This window comes from Actinomadura craniellae, assembly GCF_003289645.1.
In the GTDB taxonomy this organism is placed as follows: domain Bacteria; phylum Actinomycetota; class Actinomycetes; order Streptosporangiales; family Streptosporangiaceae; genus Actinomadura_D; species Actinomadura_D craniellae.
In genome coordinates this window covers 61783-80847 of the sequence record NZ_QLYX01000002.1, presented here as the reverse complement: position 1 = coordinate 80847, position 19065 = coordinate 61783, and the positions used below count along the sequence as shown (strand labels likewise).

The 19065-nt window shown below is 73.1% G+C and carries 16 protein-coding genes; 5 read left to right on the top strand and 11 right to left on the bottom strand.

Annotated features, from left to right (window positions below):
* The first annotated feature begins 61 nt into the window (after positions 1-61).
* Positions 62-3937: an ATP-dependent RNA helicase HrpA gene (hrpA, locus tag DPM19_RS03970; RefSeq protein WP_111863438.1), complete on the top strand. Its 3876-nt coding sequence runs from the start codon at positions 62-64 to the stop codon at positions 3935-3937.
* A gap of 190 nt (positions 3938-4127) precedes the next feature.
* Positions 4128-5630: a chromosome segregation ATPase gene (locus DPM19_RS35125; protein WP_158566689.1), complete on the top strand. Its 1503-nt coding sequence runs from the start codon at positions 4128-4130 to the stop codon at positions 5628-5630.
* A 273-nt stretch (positions 5631-5903) separates the two neighbouring features.
* Here the strand turns inward: DPM19_RS35125 and DPM19_RS03955 are convergent, their stop codons facing one another.
* Both DPM19_RS03955 and DPM19_RS03950 read right to left on the bottom strand, forming a co-directional pair.
* The gene (locus DPM19_RS03955; protein ID WP_111863437.1) at positions 5904-6866 is read right to left on the bottom strand and encodes an ADP-ribosylglycohydrolase family protein; all 963 of its coding nucleotides are present in this window, start codon (positions 6864-6866) and stop codon (positions 5904-5906) included.
* A 48-nt stretch (positions 6867-6914) separates the two neighbouring features.
* Positions 6915-7430: a hypothetical protein gene (locus DPM19_RS03950; RefSeq protein WP_111863436.1), complete on the bottom strand. Its 516-nt coding sequence runs from the start codon at positions 7428-7430 to the stop codon at positions 6915-6917.
* A 219-nt stretch (positions 7431-7649) separates the two neighbouring features.
* Here DPM19_RS03950 and DPM19_RS03945 point away from each other — a divergent pair, with 219 nt between their 5' ends.
* Positions 7650-8069, top strand: coding sequence for a CBS domain-containing protein (locus tag DPM19_RS03945; RefSeq protein WP_111863435.1), 420 nt, complete (start codon positions 7650-7652; stop codon positions 8067-8069).
* 45 nt (positions 8070-8114) lie between these two features.
* Here DPM19_RS03945 and DPM19_RS03940 read toward each other — a convergent pair whose 3' ends face one another.
* The 6 genes from DPM19_RS03940 to DPM19_RS03915 all read right to left on the bottom strand — a co-directional run bounded on the left by DPM19_RS03940 (position 8115) and on the right by DPM19_RS03915 (position 14933).
* Complete coding sequence (locus DPM19_RS03940; protein WP_233509842.1) at positions 8115-9419, bottom strand: AAA family ATPase; 1305 nt, start codon at positions 9417-9419, stop codon at positions 8115-8117.
* On the bottom strand, positions 9416-10900 hold the full coding sequence (locus tag DPM19_RS03935; RefSeq protein ID WP_111863433.1) for a hypothetical protein: 1485 nt from the start codon (positions 10898-10900) through the stop codon (positions 9416-9418). The genes DPM19_RS03940 and DPM19_RS03935 overlap by 4 nt, the downstream gene beginning before the upstream one ends.
* Before the next feature lie 25 nt (positions 10901-10925).
* A complete protein-coding gene (locus DPM19_RS03930) occupies positions 10926-12020 on the bottom strand; it encodes a hypothetical protein (RefSeq protein ID WP_199484838.1) in 1095 nt (364 codons plus the stop codon).
* The gene (locus tag DPM19_RS03925; RefSeq protein ID WP_111863432.1) at positions 12017-12841 is read right to left on the bottom strand and encodes a hypothetical protein; all 825 of its coding nucleotides are present in this window, start codon (positions 12839-12841) and stop codon (positions 12017-12019) included. Before DPM19_RS03925 ends, DPM19_RS03930 begins: the two co-directional genes overlap by 4 nt.
* 132 nt (positions 12842-12973) lie before the next feature.
* Complete coding sequence (locus DPM19_RS03920) at positions 12974-13723, bottom strand: hypothetical protein (protein ID WP_111863431.1); 750 nt, start codon at positions 13721-13723, stop codon at positions 12974-12976.
* Between the two features lie 187 nt (positions 13724-13910).
* Positions 13911-14933 carry a phosphotransferase enzyme family protein gene (locus tag DPM19_RS03915; protein WP_111863430.1) on the bottom strand — a complete coding sequence of 341 codons (1023 nt, stop codon included), beginning with the start codon at positions 14931-14933 and terminating at the stop codon, positions 13911-13913.
* A gap of 261 nt (positions 14934-15194) precedes the next feature.
* Here DPM19_RS03915 and DPM19_RS03910 point away from each other — a divergent pair, with 261 nt between their 5' ends.
* Positions 15195-15593 (top strand): TIGR03618 family F420-dependent PPOX class oxidoreductase, encoded by a 399-nt coding sequence (locus tag DPM19_RS03910; RefSeq protein ID WP_111863429.1) that lies wholly within the window; start codon positions 15195-15197, stop codon positions 15591-15593.
* Between the two features lie 51 nt (positions 15594-15644).
* On the opposite strand, the gene DPM19_RS03905 is transcribed toward DPM19_RS03910, so the two are convergent.
* Together DPM19_RS03905 and DPM19_RS03900 are read right to left on the bottom strand one after the other, a co-directional pair.
* A complete protein-coding gene (locus tag DPM19_RS03905) occupies positions 15645-17036 on the bottom strand; it encodes an alpha,alpha-trehalose-phosphate synthase (UDP-forming) (protein ID WP_111863428.1) in 1392 nt (463 codons plus the stop codon).
* A 363-nt stretch (positions 17037-17399) separates the two neighbouring features.
* Entirely contained in the window at positions 17400-17876 is a 477-nt protein-coding gene (locus DPM19_RS03900; protein ID WP_111863427.1) for a DUF4383 domain-containing protein, read from the bottom strand.
* A gap of 200 nt (positions 17877-18076) precedes the next feature.
* Between DPM19_RS03900 and DPM19_RS03895 the strand changes: the two genes are divergently transcribed.
* On the top strand, positions 18077-18382 hold the full coding sequence (locus DPM19_RS03895; RefSeq protein ID WP_111863426.1) for a hypothetical protein: 306 nt from the start codon (positions 18077-18079) through the stop codon (positions 18380-18382).
* A 53-nt stretch (positions 18383-18435) separates the two neighbouring features.
* On the opposite strand, the gene DPM19_RS03890 is transcribed toward DPM19_RS03895, so the two are convergent.
* Positions 18436-18909 (bottom strand): hypothetical protein, encoded by a 474-nt coding sequence (locus DPM19_RS03890; protein WP_146778732.1) that lies wholly within the window; start codon positions 18907-18909, stop codon positions 18436-18438.
* Positions 18910-19065: the final 156 nt, after the last annotated feature.

The window sequence follows — 19065 nt, the reverse complement described above, 5'->3', positions numbered from 1 at the left end:
TCGGAAGGTCGCCGTGTCCGATGACGGGTCGGTCCCGGCGAGTACCTATCCTTGCAGCGCAATGGGAACCCCACCTGTGAACGCCCCGCTGAACGAACGCCTGACCGGGTTGATGCCGCACGACCGGCACCGGCTGGGGCGGCGCCTCGACGGCGCACGCAAGATCCGGGACGCGGCCAGGAAGCGAGCGATCCTCGCCCAGATCACCACGGAGGTCGACGCGGCCGAGCGCCGTGTCGCGAACCGCCGTGCGGCCGTGCCCGAGATCACCTACCCCGAAGAGCTGCCGGTCAGCCAGAAGAAGGACGACATCGCCGCGGCCATCCGCGACCACCAGGTGGTGATCGTCGCTGGTGAGACGGGCTCGGGCAAGACCACCCAGATCCCCAAGATCTGCCTGGAACTGGGCCGGGGCGTCACCGGCGTCGTCGGCCACACCCAGCCACGCCGGCTGGCCGCCCGCACGGTGGCCGAGCGCATCGCCGAGGAACTGGGCACCGAACTCGGCGACGCCGTCGGCTACAAGGTCCGCTTCACCGACCATTCCGGCGACGACACGCTGGTCAAGCTGATGACCGACGGCATCCTGCTGGCCGAGATCCAGCACGACCGGCTGCTGCGCCGCTACGACACTCTGATCATCGACGAGGCGCACGAGCGCAGCCTCAACATCGACTTCATCCTGGGCTACCTCAAGGAGATCCTGCCCCGCCGCCCCGACCTCAAGGTGATCATCACCTCGGCGACCATCGACCCCGAGCGGTTCTCCCGGCACTTCGGCGGCGCACCGATCGTCGAGGTGTCCGGCCGCACCTACCCGGTCGAGGTGCGCTACCGCCCGCCGGAGGAGGACGCGGACCAGGTCCAGTCGATCCTCGGCGCGGTGGACGAGCTGACCGCGGAGGGCCCCGGCGACATCCTGGTCTTCCTCAGCGGCGAGCGGGAGATCCGCGACACCGCCGACGCGCTGAACAAGCGGCTCAACCGGCCGGGCGCGGCACCCGCGGTGGAGGTGCTGCCCCTGTTCGCCCGGCTGTCGTCCGCCGACCAGCACCGGGTCTTCCAGCGGCACCGCGGCCGCCGGGTCGTGCTGGCCACCAACGTCGCCGAGACCTCGCTGACCGTCCCCGGCATCAAGTACGTGATCGACGCGGGCACCGCGCGGATCTCCCGCTACAGCCACCGGCTCAAGGTGCAGCGGCTGCCCATCGAGGCGATCTCCCGGGCCTCCGCCGACCAGCGCAAGGGCCGGTGCGGGCGGGTCTCCGAGGGCATCTGCATCCGGTTGTACGACGAAGAGGACTTCCTGTCCCGGCCGGAGTTCACCGACCCCGAGATCCTGCGCACCAACCTGGCCTCGGTCATCCTGCAGATGATCTCGCTGGGGCTGGGCGAGATCGCCGAGTTCCCGTTCGTGGAGCCGCCCGACCGGCGCAACATCAAGGACGGCGTCGACCTGCTGCACGAGCTGGGCGCGCTCGACCCCAAGGAGCAGGACCCCCGCAAACGGCTGACCCCGCTCGGCCGCAAGCTGGCCCAGCTGCCCGTCGATCCCCGGCTGGCCCGGATGATCCTGGCCGCCGACGACAACGGCTGCGTGCGCGAGGTGCTGGTCATCGCCGCCGCGCTGTCGATCCAGGACCCGCGCGAGCGCCCCGCCGAGCACCAGCAGGCCGCCGACGAGCGGCACCGCCGCTTCGCCGACCCCACCTCCGACTTCCTGGCCTACCTGAACCTGTGGAACCACCTGCGGGAGCGGCAGCGCGAGTTGTCGTCGAGCCAGTTCCGGCGGATGTGTAAGAACGAGTTCCTGCACTACCTGCGCGTCCGCGAGTGGCAGGACCTGCACGCCCAGCTCCGCCAGGTGGCCAAGAACCTCGGCGTCACCGACAACACCGTCGACGCCGCCCCGGACAAGGTCCACCTGTCGCTGCTGCCCGGCCTGCTGTCGCACATCGGCCTGATGGACCCGGAGAAGCGCGAGTACGCCGGCGCCCGCGGCGCCCGGTTCGCGGTCTTCCCCGGCTCGGCCCTGTTCAAGAAGCCGCCCCGCTGGGTGATGTCGGCCGAGCTGGTGGAGACCTCCCGGCTGTGGGGGCGCATCAACGCCCGGATCGAGCCCGAGTGGGTGGAGCCCCTCGCCCAGCATCTGGTCAAGCGCCAGTACAGCGAACCGCACTGGTCGAAGAAACAGGCGGCGGTGATGGCGTACGAGCGGGTCACCCTGTACGGGGTGCCGATCGTCGCGCAACGCCGCGTCAACTACGGGCGGATCGACCCAGGGACGTCCCGCGAGCTGTTCCTGCGGCACGCCCTGGTGGAGGGCGACTGGGAGACCCGGCATGCCTTCTTCCACGAGAACCGGGCGCTGCTGGAGGAGGTCGAGGACCTGGAGCACCGGGCCCGGCGCCGCGACATCCTGGTGGACGACGAGACGCTGTTCGACTTCTACGACGAGCGCGTCCCCGCCGACGTGGTCTCCGGACGGCACTTCGACTCCTGGTGGAAGCAGGCCCGCCGCGCCGCCCCCGACCTGCTGAGCTTCGAGAAGTCGATGCTCATCAACGAGTCGGCCGGCGACGTCAGCGAGGCCGACTACCCCGACTTCTGGCAGCAGGGGCCGCTGCGGCTGAAGCTGACCTACCAGTTCGAGCCGGGCAGCGAGGCCGACGGCGTGACCGTGCACATCCCGCTGCGCGTCCTCAACCAGGTGACCGCCGCCGGCTTCGACTGGCAGATCCCCGGGCTGCGGGCGGAACTGGTCACCGAACTGATCCGGTCGCTGCCCAAGCAGTTGCGGGTCAACTTCGTTCCCGCCCCCGACGTGGCCGGCAAGGTGCTGGCCCGGGTGCGGCCGCGCACCGAACCGCTGCTGGACGCCCTCGAACGCGAACTGCGCGCGATGACCGGGGTGACCGTCGCCCGGGAGAACTGGGACTTCGGCCGGCTCCCCGATCACCTGAAGGTGACCTTCCGGGTGGTGGACGGCTCGCGCACCCTGGGCGAGGACACCTCCCTGCAGGCGCTCAAGCGGCGGCTGCAGACCAAGGTGCGCTCCACCCTGTCGGCCGCCGCCGACAGCGTCGAGCGCGGCGGGCTGACGGAGTGGAGCATCGGCACCCTGCCGCGCACCTTCGAGCGCGGCGCGGTCAAGGCGTATCCGGCGCTGGCCGACGAGGGCGACAGCGTGGCGGTGCGCATGTTCGCCACCGAGGCCGACCAGCGCCGGGCGATGTGGGCGGGCACCCGCCGGCTGCTCCTGCTGACCAGCCCGTCGCCCCTCAAGCTCGTCCAGTCGGGGTTGACCAACCAGGCCAAGCTGGCGCTCAGCCACAACCCGTACGGCTCGGTGCAGAAACTGCTGGACGACTGCCTGGCGTGCGCCGCCGACCACCTGATGGCCGAGGCGGGCGGCCCGGTCTGGGACGAGGCGGGCTTCGCCCGGCTGCGCGACCACGTCCGGTCCGGGCTGGCCGACGCCACCGCGGCGGTCGTGGCCCAGACGGGGCGGGCGCTGGCCGTCGCCCACGGCATCGACCGCCGGCTGCGCGGCACCGCCAGCCTCACCCTGGTGCCGTCGCTCACCGACGTCCGCGCCCGGCTCGACCGGTTGGTCCATCCCGGCTTCGTGACCGGGACCGGCTGGGGCCGCCTGCCCGACCTGCTGCGCTACCTGCGCGCCCTGGAGGTCCGGCTGGACAAGCTGCCCGAGAGCCCCGGCCGTGACCGGCAGCTGATGGCCCAGGCCGCGGTGGTCGAGCAGGAGTACGAGCGGTTCGTGGCGCGGTTGATCCCGGCTCGCCGGGACGAGGAGGAGGTGCGCCGGATCGGCTGGATGCTGGAGGAACTGCGGGTCAGCTACTTCGCCCAGCAGCTCGGCACCCGGCATCCGGTCTCCGACAAGCGCATCCGCAAGGCCATGGCCGAGTTCCGGTGAGCCGGGCCGGGCGTCTCATGGCGTTCATCCCCGTGGGTGCCGTGTCTTGTACGCGATGCCATAACTCGAGCGCGCAGAGTATAAGCAGCTAACAGGTTTCACGGAAGTACCCGGGGCCATCCTGTTATCAAGGCGTAGGGTGCCTACCATGTCAGACGGTCAGCAGGTCGACATAAGTGGTGTGACTGAAGTGAATGCACAGGGGGAAGATCCCGGCTCCACCCCGCCGGGTGAATGGGCCCGGCCCGAGAACGCCGAGGGCACGGTTGCCCGGCTGGGCGACCCGGTCACGGTGTGGCCGTGCGCCAACTGCGGGCGTCCGGTGCCGCAGCAGGTGGGCGGGGTCCGTACGGTCCGCTACTGCCAGGACAATGACGGGGCCTGCGAGCGCTCCGCCCGGGAGCAGCGCGAGCGGGGCCGGGGCGCCCCCGGGCTGACCGGGCAGGTCGCCTGGACCTGGGAGATGGTCGAGCGGCTGGAGAGCATGGCCGATGTGCTGGCCGGCGCGCTGACCTCCGAGCTGAGCGTCTCCGGTGTGGAGCGGCAGATCGCCGAGGTGCGCGCGGAGGCCGCCCAGCATCTGGCGGTCGCGCAGAGCGAGCGCGACGCCTCGCACCGGCAGGCCGAGGACGCCTGGCGCGAGGCCGCCTCGGCGCGGACCCGTGCCGAGAACGCCGAGCAGGAGGCCGCCCGCGCCCGCGAGGAGGCCAAGCGCGCCACCGCCAAGCGGGACGCCGCCCAGCGCGCCTGGGAGGAGGCGCACCAGATAGCCCAGCAGGCGATGACCACGAAGCAGGCCGCCGAGAGCGAGCGTGACCGGGTCGCCGCCCGGGAGGCCGAATTGCTGGGCGGCATGGAGTCCGCCCGGACCGAACTCGTCTCCCTGCACGCCAGGACCGCCGAGGCGGAGAGCGCGGTGGAGACGCTGCGCGCGGAGCTGTCGGCGGCCCGCCAGAACGCGGAGGAACTGCGCGCCGCGATGCGCGACGCCGAGGCGCAGCGGCAGCAGGCCGTCCAGGCGGTCGCCCAGGCCGATGCCGAGCGGTCCGAGGTGCTGCGGGTCAAGGCCGAGTTGGAGGCCGACGCGGCCCGGACGAGCGCGCTGCGCGCCGAGGCGGCCGCCGAGCGCGACGCCCTGCTGGCCCGGATCCAGCAGGCGATGGCCGAACGCGACCAGCTCACCACCCGGCTGACCGAGGAGTCCGCCCAGACGCGCCGCCTCGGCCAGACCGTCGCCGAACTCCAGTCGGCGCTGCTCGCGCTGGCCGAGGAACGCGACGCGGCCCGGGCCGAGGCCGACCGCGCCCGCCGCCAGATCGACAACCTGACCCACAACAGCCTGTCCTCCAACGTGGTCCCCGGCAGCCCCCCACCGGGCGCCCACGCCCGCCCCACCGGATCCCCCCTCCCGGGCGACCTGGCCCGCCACGGCGCCCCCCCACCGTCAGGCGCCCCCACCCGCCCCGCCGGATCCCCCCTGCCAGGCGATCTGGCCCGCCCCGCCGGATCCCCGCTGGGCAGCCCCCCGCCGCCCGCACCCACCCCCGCCATCCCGTTCGGCGCCCCGCCCGCACCTCCGCCCAGCCACCCCCCGACCCCCCAGCCCTCCCCGCTGGGCAGCCCCCCACCACCCAACGGCGCCCCCGACCGAGACGACCCGCTCCGGGACGACCCGCTCTACGTCCGCCCCTGATTCAGCACCGGCACGACTGCACCCGCCAGCTGATCCTTCAGTTGGCGCGCTATGGCGCCTTGGATGCTGAGGGGTCGTGCGCCCCCGGCCGGACGAGACAGGTGCCGATGCGCAGCGAGGCGAAAGGGAGCGGCGCCCGCGTCGTCTGGACTGAGGAGTGGTGAAGATCGTGAGGTACGAGCGATCTTCACCACGACGAGGGAAGACGGCGCGCCGAAGGCGCCGCGACAAGCGAGCGAAGCGAGCCAATTAAACCCTGCGCGCCAAGCAAACTTAGACTCTACGGGCTAGGTCGATGAGATCTTCGGCGACCAGGCCGGGCCAGCCGTGGACGGATCGCCGCCAGTGCGCCGGGATGGCGCTCGCGCCCCACCGGGCGCCCAGCAGCGCTCCGGCGATCGCCGCCACGGTGTCGGTGTCGTCGCCGATCCGTACGGCCGTGGCCAGTGCCGCCACCAGGTGTTCCGTGCCGGTGCCGGGGGTGTGCGTGATCGAGGACCAGGCGGCCTGGAGGGCTTGCACCACGAAGCCGTTCGGGATGAAGTCGCCGGGTGGCCGGGACTCGGCCTCGGTCAGCCAGTCGGCCCAGCGGTCGCGGCGCTCGGGCGGCAGTAGGTCCAGTCCGGCCCGTACTCCGTCGAAGGTGCCGTCGAGCACCGCTTGCCGTACGCCCTCGCACCACAGCACGCACGCGTCTCCGGCCAGCGGGTCGAAGTGGGTGAGTTCGCTGACCGCGCGGGCCGCCTCGGCTGTCGCGACCGGGTCGGCCAGGTGGTTGAGGCCCACCACGCCGGTCCGCATCAGTGAGCCGTTGCCCGCGGTCCGGCCGGTCTTCTCGTGCAGCGTGGCGGTGATGGTGCGCATGGTCAGTGCCGGGGGCCGGGAGCCGGCCGCCAGGGCGCCCTCCAGTACCCGGCGGGTCTGCATGCCGACGTCGCTGGCGCCCTCGCGCAACCATTCCAGGAACCCGGTGGCGACGGCGTCGAGCGCGGATTCCTCGCGCAGGTCGGCCCCGGAGGCCGCGACCCGGGCGATGCACACCGCCATCTGGGTGTCGTCGCTGTACTCCCCGGGGGCGTAGGGCCCGAGCCCGCCACCGATCATCTCGGGTGCCTCGTCCGGGCCGGGCGGGGTGGCGAACTCGTAGGGCACGCCGAGCGCGTCGCCGCAGGCCGCACCGAGCAGCACCCCGGCGATTCGGTCGGTCTGCCCGGAGTCCTCCTGGTGAACGGTCATTCGGGCACGCTACCGGCTCGAAGATCGGTGGAGCACGGGTTTTCGGGGTCAGAGGGCCCGGGACGGTTGCGGCCGGCCCGGGCGGGTGGACAGGAAGACCGAGAAGGCCCCCGTCAGCCGGGTCCGGACGGCCTTCTCGTCGAGCCGCCCTTCGGGCGGCACGGGGGTCAGCCGGAGCGCCCGGTCGACGAGGCCGTTGAGGTTGCGGTCGGCCACCAGTACCGAGCACGTGTCGCAGGCGTACCAGGGGTACAGCACGTTCAGCACGGCCCCGGCGGTGTCGTCGGGGGACAGCCCGGTGACGTCGAGCTCGACCTCGAAGGTCTCGTCGTCCTCGGCGTCGAAGCTCGGGTAGTACAGCCACCGCGGGTCGGTGGCCGCGCAGAAGTCGCAGGCGGGCTCGCTCTCGATCGGCTCTCCGACGGCGAGTTCGAGCTCGTGGTCCCAGGGCTCGACCCGCCGGTCGTGCCGGTAGCCGACGCCTTCGAGCTCGTTCTCCCGGCCGTGCGTGACGTCCTGAACCTCGCCCTCGCAGCGGGCGCAGATGAAACCGAGGTCGTTCATGTCCCTCCCGCTTCCACGCAGTGCCGGACCTAGTCGTCACCCTAACCGCATACCAGAACCCACCGGGACGCAATCCCTCCGGCCGCTCGGTCATGGGAACGACTCGGCCGATTACCGCCAGGAATACCCCCTATGACCTGGTACAAGGCTGATGTCAGGAAAAGGTGGGATGGGTGGGAAAAGGGGAACAGGGTCGAGGGAGAGACCGAAGGAGGGGACATGACCACTGCACGAGAGATCATGCACGAGGGCGCGCAGTGCGTCGGAGAGAGCGAGAGCCTGCTCTCGGCCGCACGGATGATGCGCGACCTGGGAGTGGGGGCACTGCCGATCTGCGGCGAGGACGACCGGCTGAAGGGGATCATCACCGACCGGGACATCGTCATCAAGTGCATCGCCGAGGGCAAGAACCCCGCGGACGCGATGGCCGGCGAGCTCGCCCAGGGCGCGCCGCAGTGCGTGAACGCCAACGACGACGCCGAAAAGGTCGTGCAGATGATGGAACGGAGGCAGATCCGCCGGGTCCCGGTGCTGGAGAACAAGCGGCTGGTCGGCATGATCAGTGAGGCCGACCTGGCCCGGAGCCTGCCCGAGGACAAGCTCGCCGAGTTCGTGGAAAGCGTCTACGCCAGCCGGTAGGCCGGCCAGTGAGCGGAGCGGAACCCCGCGGCGGGGCCGCCCCGCTCACGCACGCACACGGTGCTCCGCCAGGTGGGCGAGGATCGCCTGGTTGGCCTCCCAGCCGTCGGGGAAGCGCACCGGAACGTTCAGGTGCACCGGTTCCGCGGACGGGTGGGCGTCGAGCAGCTCCGGGATCCCGGCCCGGGCGACCACCACGCAGGCATGCCGGTGCCGCGAGGCGAGCACGCACAGCCGCCCCGACTCCAAGTGGAACGCGGTGGCGTCCCGGCGCCCCGACAGCGGATGCAGCACCACGGTCACGTCGTACTCCCGGCCCTGCAGCCGGTTGGCCGTGTCGACGGTGACGCCCGCCCCGGCCGGGCCGAGCGCCGCCCGCAGCGCGGTCACCTGATCGCGGTGGGCCGCGCCGACCGCGATCCGGGCGGCGTCCACCGGCGCGGTGCCCCGCTCCGAATGCGCCACCCCGCCGCGCTGCAACAGCCGCACGGCCAGCGCCGCGGTGGCCCGGACGGCCTCGGAGTCGGTGCGCACGGTGTGCCGGGCCGGCAGTTCCAGCAGCGCCCAGCCGGTCGCGGCCGCCTCGTCCAGCGCCCGGTCGTGCGGGGTGCCCATACCGCGGGCGGAGAACTCCAGCCGCCGGTCGCCCGGGGCCGTCCCGGCCCGGAACCCGGTGAACGGGTAGAACGCCTCCGACACCACCGGGGCGGCCGAGGCGGGCAGCCGCCACGAGACCGGCAGCCGGTGCACCGGCAGTTCGGGGTTGTGCGCGAGCAGCACCGACACGGCGCTGCGCAGCGGATCCCAGGACAGGCCGGCCCAGCGCTCCACCTCCACCGTGGAGAACGGGTCGAGCTGCCCGGGGTCACCGACGAACAGCGCCCGCTCGAACCGCCCCGCCAGCCGCAGCAGCATGTCCGAGCGCATCTGGTACGCCTCGTCGACGATCGCCCACGGCCACGACCCTTCCGCCAGGGTCGCCCACTTCGCCGCGGTGGCGATCACCACCGAATGCTCGTCCAGGTCGGCGGCCTTCTGCGCGATCCGCACCGCCGGGTGCGCCGCGACCCGGGCCGAGGGCGCGTAACCGGCGGCCGACAGCCGGCCCAGCGCCAGCTCCGGATGCCCGGTGGCGATCCGGTCGATCAGGTCGTCGACCTGCTCGTTGGTCTGGGCGACGATCATCAGCCGCTCGCCGGCCCCGGCCAGGTGCGCGGCGGCCCGCACCACCAGCGTGGACTTCCCGGCGCCGGGCGGCGAGTCGACCACCACCCCGCGGTGTCCCGCGGCCAGGTCGGCCAGCACCGCGTCGACGACCCGCCCGGCCTCGGCGCCCGGATCGAAGGTCACGACCACGCCTCCTGGGCGTCCTCGTCGGTGGGGACGTACTCGGCCGGGGGACCGCCGTGCGTCCACGGCGTCTGCTCCCGCTCGGGGAAGTTCGGCCGGCCCCGGGCTGAGTCGGTGCCCAGGGAGGTGAAGCACACCCGGTCACCGACCTCGGGCACGCTGCCGGGCTCGGGGGTCAGCTTCCGGCCCATCCCGCCGGTCAGCTCCACCAGCACCTCGCCCGCCGCGACCTCCACGATCCGGCCTTTCAGCCCCGGCCGCGCCGCGCTGCACACCGCGCGTCCCGGCTCCAGCCGGACGGGGTCGCCGGTCCGGACCCGCAGCCAGGGCCGCAGCTTCGGCTTCTTGCCGGTCTCGTCCAGCCGGGTCGGCAGGCACTCGGTCACCACACCGCCGAACGCCTCGCCGGTGAGCCGGTACTCGGCCATCACCAGCGGGTCGTCGAACGCCCGCTGCGCGTCGTAGGACTCCTGCGCGCGCTCCAGGTCGTGCAGCCGCCGCGCGGCGTTGACCGCGTCGTCGCGGCGGGCCTGCGGGAACCCCTCCTCGAACGTCTCCGCGTACCAGGTGAAGGAGTCGCGGTCGCGGTCGTGGCGGGCGGCCACGTTCGCCCCCTCGGGCAGTGCGCGCAGCAGGCCGATCGCCCGCCACATCAGCTCCCAGGTGGGGACGAGCTGGGAGGACAGCACCGTGCGCAGCCGCTCCTTGGCATGGGACAGGCCGGTCTCGTCGGCGGCCTCGTCGTAGCCGGCGATCGCCGGGGCCAGCACCTCGTTGTCGAACGAGGGATCGGTGGCGGGCCCGGCCGGGGGAGAGGCCACCGGGTCCTCCGCCAGCGCCGCGGCCTGCGGCCCGGTCAGTCCCTCGGGCGGGTCGATCCAGCCCAGCAGCGCCGCCAGGTTGCCGTCCTCCAGCGAGCTCTGCCCGCTGGCCCAGTGCAACCGCAGCGTCTCGGTCATGGCGAGCAGCAGCGCGGCGCCGGGACGCTCGTACCGGTCGGCGAACCAGGTCAGCCAGCGGCCCAGCATCGGCACCGCCGGGTCCACCGGGTACGGGCCGTCGGTGCGGCGGAACCGGGTGGACCGGCCGAGCATCCGCAGGAACCCCACCCCGGCCTGGTTCGGCACGATGATCTGCGGGGCCTCGCCGTACCGGACGCGCTCCGTCCCGTCCTTGGCCGGCGGCAGTTCCTCCACGGCCGTCCGGCACTCCTCGATCCGGCCCAGCACCACCTCGGCGAGCTCCGCGGCGAAGCGGAAACGCAGGTCGCGGTTGCGCGGCTGCGGGACGAACAGCAGCCGGGGCCGCTCCGGGTCGGTGCCGACCATCGCGGCCAGCGGCGCCACCGCCTCCCCGGCGAGCCGCAATGGCACGATCACCAGCGGCCGTTCCGACAGGTGGCAGTGCCGGACGGTCGCCACCGGCACCGCCCGCCCGGCCGCCACCGCCTCCAGCCGGGCCAGCGCCCCCAGCGCGCTCACGCCGTCGCCTCTCGCACCGGGACGGTCACGAGGCGGCGCCCAGGGCCTCGCGGCGCAGGCGGGCGGCCAGGCGCAGGCCGGCCGCGGTCTCGGCCAGCTCCTCGGCGGGCTCCAGCGAGCCGTCGGCGAGGGCCAGCGCGGTGGCGATGGAGTCGACGCCGCCCAGGTCGTCGCGGATCGACCGGCCCAGCGCTCCGGTGGAGCCGCAGGCCCGCGCCTCGTCCCGGCAGAAGAGGGCCATCTCGCAGCCCGACACGCAGTCGGGCGAGTACCGGGCCTCGACGCTGCGCACCGCGCCGGCCAGCCCCGCGCCGGGCTCGAAGGTCAGGTCCGCCGGCAGCTCCGCGACGATCCTGTCGATGCCGGTTAGCCGGGCGAGCTGCCGGCGCAGCACGGCGAGCTGCGGGCGCACGTCCAGGAAGGTGGCCGTGGGCCGGTTGGAGAAGTTCTCCGGGCAGACCAGCACCACCTCGTGCGAGACGGTGTCCTCGTCGTGTCCCAGCTCGGTCAGCAGCCGGCGCAGCGCCAGCACGTACACCGCCGACTGCCGGGCGGCCGAGGCCACCTGCGCCGGGTCGGCCTGACCGTCGATCATCGCGAACGACTTGATCTCGATGATGTGGAACCGGCCCTCGAACTGGAACGCGATGACGTCGGGCTCCAGATAGGCGGGCTGGCCGGCGATGTCCAGCCGCAGCAACGGGTGGTCGAAGAGCGTGCCAGGCCCCTCGCCCAGCGCCCGGGCGAAGAGCTGCCGGGTGCGGGCATGCCGCACCTTGCGGCTCTCGTTGCCGCCGACCACGCCCAGGTCGTCGTAGGCGACCTCGGGGATCGACAGCCCCAGCCGGTCGCGCAGCAGGCTCAGCAACTCGGCGCACCCGTCGGCCTTCACCTGGGCCTCGAACACGTTGCCCCGGGTGATCGCGAACTGGGACTGGCCGAACGGGGCGGCGAACCCCAGCTCCGCGGCGATCGCGTCTTTGTCGATCCCGGCGGCGTCCAGCACCCCGCGCCGGGCGCAGCCCGGGTTGGAGGTCAGCGCCGCGATCGTCCGGGCGTCGTGGTTGCGCGGCTGCGCGGCCCCGCGCAGCCGGTCGAGTCGTGCGGCCAGGTCGGTCACGTCGATGGTTCCGTTTCTGTCTTTCCGTGGGTGCCGGTGCGCCGTCGGACCGCAGTGAGCCGGGCGCCGAACAGTTGCTCGGCCTCGTCGAGCCGGTCCAGCGCGCGCCGGGCGGCGGTGGCCCGGTGCGCGGCGTCGGCCTCGGCGTGGACCTGGAGTTCCGCGCGCGCGGCGGCGGCCAGCCCGGCCGGTTGCGCGGCGCCCGGGTCGGCGGCGGCACCGGGGATGTTGGCGGCGAACCGCCACAGCAGCCGCCGCGCCCCGGGGGTGGGCACGTCGCCCAGCCGTTCCAGGTGCTCGGCGATCCGCAGGGCGGCGGTGAGGAAGTCGGTGCGCGGGCTGAGCGGGCCGACCATCCGCCGCTCCAGCGGCCAGGTGCTGATCGCCAGCAGCCCCCGGGCGGGGGCCAGCAGGTCCGCGGTCAGCGCCGCGCACACATAGTACGGCCGGGCGTAGGGGGAGCCGCGGAAGGAACGCTCCTCGTCGCGGCGCAGGCTGCTGATCCGCGAGTTGCCGAGCGGCCCGGGGAAGAACGCATCGTGCACCGCGAGGATCAGCTTGGGTGCGGCCGGGCCGCCGAGCAGGGTCAGCGCGTGGTGCACGTGCTCGCGGGCCGGTACCCGCACCGAGCGGTCCGGGGGAGCCGCGGCGGGCGCCGGCTCGGGTTCGCCGACCACCGCCCGGTCCCAGGCCCGTTCGGCCTCGCGCAGCCTGGCCCGGAGCGTCCGCGCCTGCCGCCGGTCGCCGCCGGCCACCGCGCGCCGGACGGCCCCGCGCAGTTCGGCGATGCGCTCCTCCAGCGCGTCGGGCGACTCCCGCATGGCCCGGAGGTTATCTGATCTTCCTGACGATTCCAGGGTTTTCCAGCCTTTCGGTGGGCGGCGTGTCTCCCGCCCGCCGTCCTACCGCCCCGGTACGACGGAATCCGGGGCTGCAGGGGGCCTCAGGAGGCCTCAGGAGGCTCGGCCCGCGGCGCGCCGGTCCAGCGGGCGGGCGGCGTGCCCGACGAAGCGCGCGGCGAGGCCGGCGAGTTCGGGGCCGGGCGGGCGGCCGTCGTAGCGGGTGGCGTACGCGTAGACGACGTACCGGCCCCGCACCGACAGGGCCGCACGCCCGAGGGCCTCGTCGATGTTCTCGGCCGTCCGGCCCCGCATGCCGCGGAACCAGGTGCGCTCGGCCGGGTCGCCCAGCACGCTCACGGCCCGGGCCGCCGCAGCGGTGGGCAGGACCGCCACCCCGGCGGTGACGGCGTGCCGCCGGTCGGCGTCGACGAAGGTGGCCCGCACCACCAGGCCGCAGCCCTGCTCGGCGAGCGCCGCGGCCAGCGGTCCGCGCGCGGTCCACTCGCAGCGCGGGGTCGAGGCCGCCTTGTCCCGGGTGTACGCCCTCCCGTCCAGGGTGAACCGGCCGGACGGGAAGACCTCCTCCACCGTGAGCCGGCGCCGGTCGGCGGCCTCGTCGGAGATCCGGGCGGTCGGGCCGGTGTAGGGGACCACGGTCACCTGCCGTCGTGCGGCCGGGGCCGAGGCGGGGGCGGGGGCGGCCGGGCGCGCCCGCGTGGTGGTCGCCCCTGGGGCGGAAGTTCGTAACAGCAGGCCGGCCGCCACCGCGCCGGCCAGGACCACGGCGGCGGCCGCGATCGCCACACCGCGGCCCCGGCTGCGCCGCCGCTGTGCGGCGGGCGGCTCGGGGGGTGAGTACATCCGGTGGAACGGTGACGACACGTATCAGCCCTCCGCCCTCATGGTGGCCCGGTACCACCTGCGAGAACAACCGTTTCGTCCCGGTTGCCGGGGCTTTTCGGGAGGCGCGCGTACGGCCTCCTTCGCCTCGCTCGTGCACGGCGCGGCCCGCTCGTTCCGCACGGCCCGCTCCGCGCGCTCCCCCGGCTCAGGAGGCGGAGCTGTACGGGCGGGCGAAGACGTCGAGGGTGAGGTCCAGGCGGGGCGTCCACCACTCGACCAGCGCCGCCGCCCCGGGGAAGAGGTGGTCGCTGGACCGGTCGTGGTCGAGGTAGCGCCGCCGCAGCGGCCGGAAGTCGCACAGTCGCTCCCACCACAGCCGGTGCACCGCCGAGCAGATCTGCCCGGGGTCGAGCGGAAGCTCCTCGGCGTGCCCGCCGAGGAAGGCCGCCACCCGGTCGAGGTCGAGCCCGCGCTCGTCGGGGTGCCCGAACAGGGAGATGGCGGCCTGGACGAGCTCGCCCGCCAGGGGCGCCACCCGCAGCCGGTCCCAGCCGAGCACGGCGGCCACCGAGCCCGACCAGCCGTACAGCAGGTTGCGGTCGTGGAAGTCGCCGTGGACGTGACCCATCGCCATGATCTCGGCCTCGGGCGGCTGGTGGTCGGACAGCTCGACCAGCAGGGCCCGTCGCTCGCGCAGCCGCCGCTCGGCGAGCGCGTCGAAGTCGTCGCCGTCGGCGGGCAGCGCCGCCAGCAGCCCGTCGATCGTGGCGACGGCCTCGGCCGCGTGCGGGGTGGGCACCAGGAGGCTCTGCTGCACCGGCGGGGTGAGCGCGTCGAGTTCGGCGTGCACCCGGCCGAGCAACCCGCCGAGCCGGTGGCACTGGGTGAGGGAGAGTTCCAGCCCGCCCAGCCGCCGCCCCTCCGCCCAGGGGAACAGCGCGTACCGGCGGCCCTCGCTCTGGAGCACCGTGCGGCCGTCGCGGGCCGGCGCCGCCGGGTGCACCGGCAGCCCGGCCGCGGCCAGCGCCGCCAGCACCGAGTGCCGGAACAGCAGTTCCCGGCGGGTGGTGGTCGTGTACTCGCGCAGCAGGAAGCGCCCCGCGGAGGCGTCGATCCGGCGGCTGCGGCCCTCGCCCACCGGGACGCAGGCGGACACCTCGCCGAGGTCCCAGCGACGCAGCAGCCGCGCGGGCGGCGGGGCGGTCTCGGGAGTCTCAGTGGTCGGCACGTGAAGCCCTCGGGCGGCGGTCGAACGGATGTTCACCAAGAAGGTACCGGCCCGTGCCCCGCAATCCTAGGGAACCCCGCCGATCGCCGGGGCGGCCAAGCGCGCGGAGATCCCTCGCGTTCCGCGGGCAAAAAGCGGCGGAGGGGGCGCGCGTCGTGGTGAAGAGCACATCAGGAAATGTCCGGCGGCAGGATGGGGCGGGAGGGGCGGGGCAGGGAAACCGGGACCGATGGCGCACATGTTCCGACGGGGGAGCCGCCGATGCCCAAACTCAGCGAAGAGGCCAGGGAACTGCTCGGCCGCCCGATCCACGGATGGGTGACGACCGTCCTCCCCGACGGGTTGCTGCACAGCACCGTCGTCTGGGTCGACGTCGACGGGGACGACGTCATCTTCAACACGGCGGTCGGCCGGATCAAGGAGAAGGCCCTGCACGACGATCCCCGGGTGTCCCTCGGGGTGCTCGACCCCGAGGACGACTACCACTTCGTCAGCGTCTCGGGCCCGGCCGAGCTGGAACTCGAGGGAGCGGACGCGATCATCGACCGTCTCGCCAAGAAGTACCTCGACGCCGACACCTACCCGTTCCGCCGGCCCGACGAGCAGCGCGTCACCGTCCGGGTGCGGCCCGAGCGGGTCATCTACAGCCCCGGCGGGTAGCGGCGGAGAACCCCGGTGCGCGGGCGACAGCCCGCGCACCGGCCGCCCGCCTCAGGGCGCGGGCGCCACCTCCAGCGCGGTGAGGAAGTCCTGCGCCCAGCGGTCGACGTCGTGCTGGGTCACCCGGCGCCGCATCGCCCGCATCCGGCGGGCCACGTCCTCGGGTTCCGCCCGGATGGCGGCGAGCAGGCTGCGCTTGAGCCCGTCGATGTCATAGGGGTTCACCAGGTACGCCTGCCGGAGCTCGTCGGCCGCGCCGGCGAACTCGCTGAGCACCAGCGCTCCGCCCAGGTCCGCCCGGCAGGCGACGTACTCCTTGGCCACCAGGTTCATGCCGTCGCGCAGCGGGGTGACGACCATGACGTCCGCGGCCAGGTAGAGGGCGGCCAGTTCCTCCCGGTCGTAGGAGGCGTGCATGTAGTGGATCACGGGGGTGCCGATCGAGGCGTGCATGCCGTTGATCCGCCCGACCAACTGCTCGATCTCGTCGCGCAGCAACTGGTACTGCTCGACCCGCTCCCGGCTGGGCGTGGCGATCTGCACGAACACCGCCTCACCGGGCTTGAGCTCGCCGTCCTCCAGCAACTCACCGAACGCCTGCAGACGTTGCCGGATGCCCTTGGTGTAGTCGAGCCGGTCCACCCCCAGCAGGATCTTCGACGCGCTCAGCCCGGCGTGCACCTCCGCGGCCCGCCGCCACACCGTCGGCCGCGCGGTCAGCCGGGCGAGCTCGCCGACGTCCACCGAGATCGGGAACGCCTGGGCCCGGACCACCCGGTCCTCGACGTACGCGCAGGATCCCTGCGTCCGCACGCCGAGCAGCCGGCGGGCCAGCCGCAGGAAGTTGGCCGCGGCGCCCGGCCGCTGGAAGCCCACCAGATCCGCCCCCAGCAACCCCTCGATGATCTGTCGCCGCCACGGCAACTGGTGGAACAGCTCCGGCGGGGGAAACGGGATGTGCAGGAAGAACCCGATCCGCAGATCCGGCCGCAACTGCCGCAGCATCGCCGGCACCAACTGCAACTGGTAATCCTGCACCCACACCATCGCCCCCTGCGCCGCCACCCCCGCCGCGGCCTCGGCGAACCGCCGGTTCACCGCCACATACGCATCCCAGTACCGGCGCTTGTAGACGGGGGGAGCGATCACGTCGTGGTACAGCGGCCACAGCGTGGTGTTGGAGAAGCCCTCGTAGTAGAGCTCCACCTCCTCCGCCGACAGCGGCACCGGTACCAGTGCCATCTCTTCCTCGGTGAAGGGATCGAGTTTCTCGCCTGCGGCGCCGGCCCAGCCCAGCCAGGCGCCGTCGCGGCTGCGCATGACCGGGCCGATCGCCGTCACCAACCCTCCGGGGCTGCGCCGCCAGCCCGCCGTCCCGTCCGGTTTGACTGTGCGATCCACCGGCAGTCGATTTGCGACGACGACGAACTTGCTCTCATCCATCACGTGGGTTCACCACTTTCATGGTCGCTGAGCGCGTTATGCATCCAGCCGGTCGAACGTGATGTATTCAAAATAAGCTACTGAGGTTTCCAAAGAGTTGCCTGCTCAGGGGCATTGTGAATTGCCGCGTTCCAAATTTGAAATTGGCTGGTGCGGGTGGGTGAATACGCGCTATCAGCGCGGTTGCGGGACTGCATGAGTAGGTGGTGAAGACCACGGAAACCGGGGTTTACAAGCGTTCGGGCACCCGATCTGCGGCAGGGCGCCACGGTCCTGTCGGGAACCGGAGCGCGTGCGGCGGACCCACCTGTCCCGCCCGGCCGCCTTCGGTGAGCCGGCCGGGCGACCGGGACGGGACGGCGGTCACACCGCGCGGCCCCGGGAGGTCCGGGCGGGTGTGTGCTGGCGGCCGAGCAGCGCGCCGAGCCCGATCATGACCACACCCAGCACCAGGTGCAGCCAGTTGTCGGCGGCGTTGAACGGGACGAAGTTGGCCCCGCTGGTCGGCCCGACGAACAGGCCGTACAACCACATGATCAGGGAGATCACACCGCCGCCGATCAGGAACGCCTTGGCCAGGCTCGACGTCTTCGCCATCGCCAGACCCGCCACGCCGAGCAGCAGGTGGATGATGTTGTGCAGGACCGAGACCTGGAACAGGCCGAACAGCTTGGCGTCGGACGTGTGGCCGGCGAACTTCATCGCGTCGTAGTTGGTGGTGATGCCGGGGATGAACCCGAGGATCCCCAGCAGCAGGAAGATCGCGCCCAGCGTCAGGGCCGCTTTCTGCAGCGCGCTCTTGACGCGTGTGGACGTGGTCTGGGCGGAGGTATGGCTCATGGTCGTTACCCCGTTTCGGTCAGACGCTGGAGTGTTCGCATACCCATCCGAAACAGGGTGACACGCACTTTCTCCAGGGGCGGAGTGACGAAGCTCTCGCCGTTCCACCGGGTCGGATGTGAACCTCGGGAAGGGCTCCTCGGTCTATCCGTTGTACGGCCGAACCAGGGGCCGTACGGCCACAGACAGAAGGAGGAACGATGCAGAACGATGTTCCGCCCATCCGGTTCCTGACTTCAGGGGCCGTCGACGAGGCCGACACCGAGCGCGCCGGCCGGGTGGTCCGCGAGGTGCTGGCGGACTCCACCGAGCCGATCTCCGCGGTACGGGTCACGCTGAGCGTTCTCGCCGATCCGGCACTGCCCCGGCCCGCTCTCGTCCAGGCCGATGTCGAACTCGGCGGGCGCCGGGTGCGCGCCCAGGCCGCCGCACCCACCCCGGCCCAGGCCGTCGGGCTGCTCCGCACCCGGTTGGCGCTGCGCACCCGGCACCGCCAGGCCGGCTGAACCGGCCCGGGCGCGCGCCGCACCGGCGCGCGCCCGGGAGCCGGCCGGTGGTTTCAGATCCGGCCGGTGGCCGGGGCCGGGCCGCCCGCCCCTTCGCCCCGGGAGAGGTCGGAAAGCTGGAGCTGCTGCTTGTCGCACTGCCAGGGGCCCGGGCGGACGGCCATGCCGGCCCCGGCGGCCTCCTGGACCAGGGCGCGCACGCACCCGCGGGGCACGGTGATCCGCCAGTTGCGCGCGACGGTGCCGTTGGGCGAGACCTTCATCTCCTCCGACAGGCGGGTCGGGACGTCGGCCCGGTTGCCCTGCCAGCCGATCCGGACCCGGCCGGTGGAATCGTCGCCGCGCTGGTACCGGACGCCGACCAGGCCCTTCTCGCCCGGGCGGCCGGTCACGCTGATGCACACCAGGCCATCCCGGACGGTGGAGCACATCTGCTTGCGGGGGACGCTCTCGGCCGCGGCCGACCCGCCGAGCACGGCACTCGCCGCCGAGAACGTCACCGCCGCGATGAAGACAGGCCCTCTCATGGAACTCCTCCCCGGTACCGCGCACGGCGGTATCGCTTGTCGACACGCCTTCCATGCACCGGCGCGGATGCCGGCCCCGCCCGTGCGCGCAGCATGTTTCCGCACCGCCCTCCGGGTTTCTCCTTCCTCGGCTACGCGCCTGTCCCGTATCGGCCC